This window comes from Pseudomonas sp. Colony2 (assembly GCF_019382755.1).
Lineage (GTDB): Bacteria > Pseudomonadota > Gammaproteobacteria > Pseudomonadales > Pseudomonadaceae > Aquipseudomonas.
Genome location: NZ_CP080030.1, coordinates 6,263,246 through 6,268,508, shown reverse-complemented (window position 1 = coordinate 6,268,508; position 5,263 = coordinate 6,263,246). Strand labels below are relative to the sequence as shown.

At 60.0% G+C, this 5,263-nt stretch carries 5 protein-coding genes; 3 read left to right on the top strand and 2 right to left on the bottom strand.

Features of this window, described 5'->3' with window-relative positions; translation table 11 throughout:
• The first annotated feature begins 610 nt into the window (after window positions 1–610).
• From JV201_RS25505 to JV201_RS25495, 3 genes are read left to right on the top strand one after another with little or no spacing between them, the layout of a single operon-like run.
• Window positions 611–2,050 (top strand): cytochrome ubiquinol oxidase subunit I, encoded by a 1,440-nt coding sequence (locus JV201_RS25505; RefSeq protein WP_219406170.1) that lies wholly within the window; start codon window positions 611–613, stop codon window positions 2,048–2,050.
• Window positions 2,051–2,053: 3 nt separating this feature from the next.
• Window positions 2,054–3,061 carry a cytochrome d ubiquinol oxidase subunit II gene (gene cydB / locus JV201_RS25500; protein WP_008432810.1) on the top strand — a complete coding sequence of 336 codons (1,008 nt, stop codon included), beginning with the start codon at window positions 2,054–2,056 and terminating at the stop codon, window positions 3,059–3,061.
• Between the two features lie 12 nt (window positions 3,062–3,073).
• On the top strand, window positions 3,074–3,241 hold the full coding sequence (locus JV201_RS25495) for a DUF2474 domain-containing protein (protein ID WP_003215809.1): 168 nt from the start codon (window positions 3,074–3,076) through the stop codon (window positions 3,239–3,241).
• 41 nt (window positions 3,242–3,282) lie between these two features.
• Here JV201_RS25495 and JV201_RS25490 read toward each other — a convergent pair whose 3' ends face one another.
• Together JV201_RS25490 and JV201_RS25485 are read right to left on the bottom strand one after the other, a co-directional pair.
• Window positions 3,283–4,407 (bottom strand): methyltransferase, encoded by a 1,125-nt coding sequence (locus JV201_RS25490; RefSeq protein ID WP_219406169.1) that lies wholly within the window; start codon window positions 4,405–4,407, stop codon window positions 3,283–3,285.
• Between the two features lie 128 nt (window positions 4,408–4,535).
• Window positions 4,536–5,246, bottom strand: coding sequence for a LuxR family transcriptional regulator (locus tag JV201_RS25485; protein ID WP_219407226.1), 711 nt, complete (start codon window positions 5,244–5,246; stop codon window positions 4,536–4,538).
• Between the last annotated feature and the right edge of the window lie 17 nt (window positions 5,247–5,263).

Below are 5,263 nucleotides of genomic sequence, written 5' to 3'. Positions count from 1 at the left end.
TTCAACACTCAAGCCGGCCGGGAGGCCGCTGTGCTTTTGCTTTTGATCTTGATTTTGATCTTAGGCGCCCCGTTAAACCACGCTGGCCGAACGCAGGCTTTGGAGCGTGGGTAACCTGGCAGGACGCCAGGTTAGCCGTCCTGGGCCAAGGATGGCCCATGACGGCGGCCCACGGTCCAAAGCCGGAGTGAGGGCACTCCGAGCCTARGCGAGGAGCCGAGTGGTGGGGCAAGAGCGTTTTGCTTACTTTTGCGCTTTTCAAAAGTGAGCCGCTGTAAGAGCGGAACCAATACCAGCCATCACCCAAATAACGGATATACACCCAAAACACGCCCAATCTCACCAAAGACAACACCCAGTGACCACTGAGGCAACCTGTCACGCGGCAAAAGACCACGCCTTGCTCTCGCGAAAATGGGACTACTCTTTCAGCAATGCTTGATCCAGATCAAAACCTTCGCCGGGATTGCTCTGGCGGCCGCAAGGCCAGAATCCCTGCGTGGTTGGTTATAAAAAGAAACGAATTTGAATTCGCCACACTCCATATCCGTGGGGGCAGTGGGTGCAGGCCTCCAGCCAGCATTCGGTATTACCTGACAGAGGAAGACTTATGTTCGGTTTGGAGGCGCTAGATCTCGCCCGAATTCAATTCGCGTTCACCATCTCATTCCATATCCTGTTCCCGGCCATCACCATCGGCCTGGCCAGTTACCTTGCGGTGCTGGAAGGCCTGTGGCTCAAGACCCACAACGACACCTACCGTGACCTCTACCATTTCTGGTCGAAGATCTTTGCCGTCAACTTCGGCATGGGCGTGGTCTCCGGCCTGGTCATGGCCTATCAGTTCGGCACCAACTGGAGCCGCTTCTCGGACTTCGCCGGTGCCGTCACCGGGCCGTTGCTGACCTATGAGGTGCTCACGGCATTCTTCCTCGAAGCCGGCTTCCTTGGGGTCATGCTGTTCGGCTGGAACAAGGTCGGACGCAAGCTGCACTTCTTTGCCACGGTGATGGTGGCCGTCGGCACGCTGATCTCGACCTTCTGGATTCTTGCCTCCAACAGCTGGATGCAGACGCCACAGGGCTTTGAAATCATTGATGGCCGGGTGATTCCAACCGACTGGCTGGCCGTGATCTTCAACCCGTCGTTCCCCTACCGCCTGATGCACATGGCCACGGCCGCGTTCGTCGCTACCGCGTTCTTCGTCGGTTCCTCGGCGGCCTGGCACTTGCTGCGTGGCAAGGACAACCCGGCGATCCGCACCATGCTGTCGATGGCAATGTGGATGGCGCTGATCGTTGCGCCGATCCAGGCGGTCATCGGTGACTTCCACGGCCTGAATACTCTCAAGCATCAACCGGCGAAGATCGCCGCGATTGAAGGCCACTGGGAAAATATCGGCAATGAGCCTACGCCGCTGATCCTGTTCGGCTGGCCGGACATGAAGGCCGAGAAAACCAGATTTGCGGTGGAAATCCCATACCTGGGCAGCCTGATCCTGACCCACTCCCTGGACAAGCAGGTGCCGGCCCTCAAGGAGTTTCCGCCTGAGGACCGTCCCAACTCGACCATCGTGTTCTGGTCGTTCCGGGTCATGGTTGGCCTGGGCTTCCTGATGATCTTCACCGGCCTGTTCAGCCTCTGGCTGCGCCGTGGCGACAAGATGTACACGTCCAAGCCGTTCCTGTACCTGGCGCTGTGGATGGGCCCGTCCGGCCTGGTCGCGATTCTCGCCGGCTGGTTCACCACCGAGATCGGCCGACAGCCGTGGGTGGTCTACGGGCTGATGCGCACGGCGGACGCCTCGTCCAACCACAGTTTTTCGCAGATGAGCATTACGTTGGTGTTGTTTGTGGTGGTGTACTTCGCGCTGTTCGGCGCGGGCCTGGGCTACATGATGCGCCTGGTGCGCAAAGGGCCTGTGACCCACGAAAGCACCGAGCCCACCCACGGTGGCCCTGGGCAGAAACGCACACCGGCGCGTCCGTTGTCGGCGGCCGATGACAGTGCCGATGCCGATCACGGCGACACCTTGAACAAGGGGAATTGAGCCATGGGTATTGATCTTCCGCTGATCTGGGCCGTGATCATCATCTTCGGCATCATGATGTACGTGGTCATGGACGGCTTTGACCTGGGGATCGGCATTCTCTTCCCGTTCATCCCGGGCAAGACCGACCGTGACGTGATGATGAACACCGTCGCCCCCGTGTGGGACGGCAACGAAACCTGGCTGGTACTCGGCGGCGCGGCGTTGTTTGGCGCGTTCCCGCTGGCCTATTCGGTGGTGCTCTCGGCGCTTTACCTGCCACTGATGCTGATGCTGATCGGGCTGATCTTTCGCGGCGTGGCGTTTGAGTTCCGCTTCAAGGCCAAGGACGACAAGCGTCACCTGTGGGACAAGGCCTTCATCGGCGGCTCGCTGGCAGCGACGTTCTTCCAGGGCGTGGCGCTGGGGGCGTTCATTGATGGCATACCGGTGGTCGACCGCCAATTTGCCGGTGGCTCACTGGACTGGCTGACGCCGTTCACGATGTTCTGCGGCGTGGCCCTGATCGTGGCGTATGCGCTGCTGGGCTGCACCTGGCTGATCATGAAGACCGAAGGCAGCTTGCAGGAGAAGATGCACAACCTGGCCCGGCCCCTGGCGTTCGTGGTGCTGGCGGTGATCGGTATCGTCAGCCTCTGGACGCCGCTGGCCCACCCGGAAATCGCCTCGCGCTGGTTCACCCTGCCGAACCTGTTCTGGTTCCTGCCGGTGCCGATCCTCGTGCTGGTGACCATGTACGGCCTGATTCGCGCCGTGGCCCGCAATGCGCACTACACGCCGTTCCTGCTGACGCTGGTGCTGATCTTCCTTGGCTACAGTGGCTTGGGGATCAGCCTGTGGCCGAACATCATCCCGCCGTCAGTTTCGATCTGGGACGCCGCCGCACCGCCGCAAAGCCAGGGCTTCATGCTGGTGGGCACCTTGTTCATCATTCCGTTCATCCTGGGCTACACCTTCTGGAGCTACTACGTGTTCCGCGGCAAGGTCACCCACGAAGACGGTTATCACTAGGAGGATTGACTCATGTCCGGCAAACCTTCGTTGCACGACATCGAACAGGCCGAGAAAAAGCCGCTCTGGCAGCGCCTGGGCTGGCTGGCGATGATCTGGACCGGCAGCGTCCTGGCCCTGTTCGTAGTGGCCAGCCTGATGCGCATGTTCATGAATGCCGCGGGCCTGACCACCCACTGACATCCCGTTGTAACTATTGCCCTCCTTCATGGAGGGCTTTTTTATTTGCGCGCCTTGAGGACCACGAACTTCGGCGTGGTCGCCACTTGCTCGACGCCACGGAACAACCGCGCCAACTTGGTGTGATAACCCAAGTGACGGTTGCCGACGATGTACAGGGCGCCGCCCACCACCAACGCTTCCCGCGCTTGCTGGAACATGCGCCAGGCGAGGAAGTCTCCCACCACTTGCTGCTGGTGGAACGGCGGGTTGCACAGCACCACATCCAGTGACTGCGCTTCCTGATCGGCCAGGCCGTCGCCGGGGCGAATCAGCACTTCACGTTCGCTCAGCGCCGCGCGCCAGTTCTCGGCCGCCGATTGCACCGCCATATAAGACTCGTCGACCAGCGTGTACTGCGCCTCGGGGTTTTGCAGCGCGCTGGCAATCGCCAGGACGCCATTACCGCAACCCAGGTCGGCTACGCGGGCGCCGCCCAGGTTTTGTGGCAGGTGCGGCAGGAAGGCCCGGGTGCCGATGTCCAGGCCTTCGCGGCAGAACACGTTGGCGTGGTTGAGCAGTTCGATGGCCGGGGTTTCCAGGCTGTAGCGCGTAGGGTAGGGCGATACGGCGTGTGGCCGATCGGCCAGGGTGGCGATCAGCAGCCGGGCCTTTTTTACCGCCAGTGACGCGTGCATCGGGCCGACATAGCGCTCCAGCAGTTCGCCGGCAGCCCGTGGCAGGTGCTTGACCATCGCCCCAGCAATCACTTCGGCGCCGGGTGCCAGTTGGCCTTGCAGACGAATCAGTTGTTCTTCGAGCAGGGCCAGGGTTTTTGGCACGCGGATCAGCACGCGGTCGAACGGCCCGGCAGGTGTCTGGCTGGCGGGCAGGAACGTTACCGCGTCGAAGGCCTTGCCATTGCGCGCCAGGTTTTTTTCCAGGCCCAGGGCGCCGAGGAACGAGTCGCCGCTGGAGGTGACCTGCACATGCCCTTCGAGGCTGGCCGCCAGGGCGCCGAAACTGTCGTTGAGCACCAGCACGCGGGTCGTAGGCGTCGGCTGTTGTTCCGCCAGGTAGCTGAGCAAATACTCATCGGCTGCATCAAATGCTTGCAGCGGGTCGTTGTGCTGTTCTGGCTGACGGATCAGGTCGAGTTGGGCGAAGGGGCTGTCGAGCAGGGGCATGTAGGGGGGAACTCTGGGTAAGCGAACCATCGGGGTGAGCGCCGACGTAAGGCTCATCAGGAGCTTGCGTCATCACCCGGAACTGGCTGCAAATGTTACGTTTTTTTGCCCTGGATTACATTCGGTGTTTAAAACAACCCGCATTTTACTGCCGTGATCACGGCGGCAATCTTGTTACTGACCCCCAGTTTCTTCATCGCACTGCTGATATGGAAGCCGACCGTGCGTTCGGACAGGCACAGGATGGTGGCGATGTCCGAGGCGGTCTTGCCCATTGCCGACCATTGCAGGATTTCGGTTTCCCGCGGGGTCAATTTGCTGGGTGCTTGCGGGCTGGGCTTGTCTGCGTATTTTTTTGCCACCACCGCGTGCATGGCGTGGCAAATCCAGAGCACTTGCCCGGCTTTTTCATAGAGTTCTTCAGGGCCCACTGGGCCGGTGGCACGCCCCAGGCTCAACATGCTGAAAACACCCTGGAAGTCATGAACCGATTGGGTCCATCCGAAATTCAGTCCGTTGGACTGGGCATGAACCCACAAGTCCGGTACCGAGGAAAAGGTTTTCTCGTCCCATACGATCGGGAGCACCGAGCGTTTGCAATGCGCAACGACAGGGTCCAGATCAAAGTAGTGTTCTTGCTTGTACAGCGTATTCCACTCATTCGAGTAGTTGTTGATATTGATGGTCTTCGATTGGCTGTTGGTTTGATGTGAACTGAGGGTGAATGCGCAGTATTGGAAATCTAGCTCGTAGGTCAGGTTTAGGGCGGCTTCGTACATGCTGGTTATTTCGTTCTCGCCCTCCAGTTTGGGTAAGCGAGTGTTGCGCCAGTTAACCATGTTTAACTCTCCATGCG

What these genes read in the sequence shown, in the direction of transcription:
- JV201_RS25505 (WP_219406170.1), top strand. Translation starts at nt 611, where the DNA reads ATGTTCGGTTTGGAGGCGCTAGATCTCGCCCGAATTCAATTCGCGTTC.
- cydB (WP_008432810.1), top strand. Translation starts at nt 2,054, where the DNA reads ATGGGTATTGATCTTCCGCTGATCTGGGCCGTGATCATCATCTTCGGC.
- JV201_RS25495 (WP_003215809.1), top strand. Translation starts at nt 3,074, where the DNA reads ATGTCCGGCAAACCTTCGTTGCACGACATCGAACAGGCCGAGAAAAAG.
- JV201_RS25490 (WP_219406169.1), bottom strand. Translation starts at nt 4,407, where the DNA reads ATGCCCCTGCTCGACAGCCCCTTCGCCCAACTCGACCTGATCCGTCAG.
- JV201_RS25485 (WP_219407226.1), bottom strand. Translation starts at nt 5,246, where the DNA reads ATGGTTAACTGGCGCAACACTCGCTTACCCAAACTGGAGGGCGAGAAC.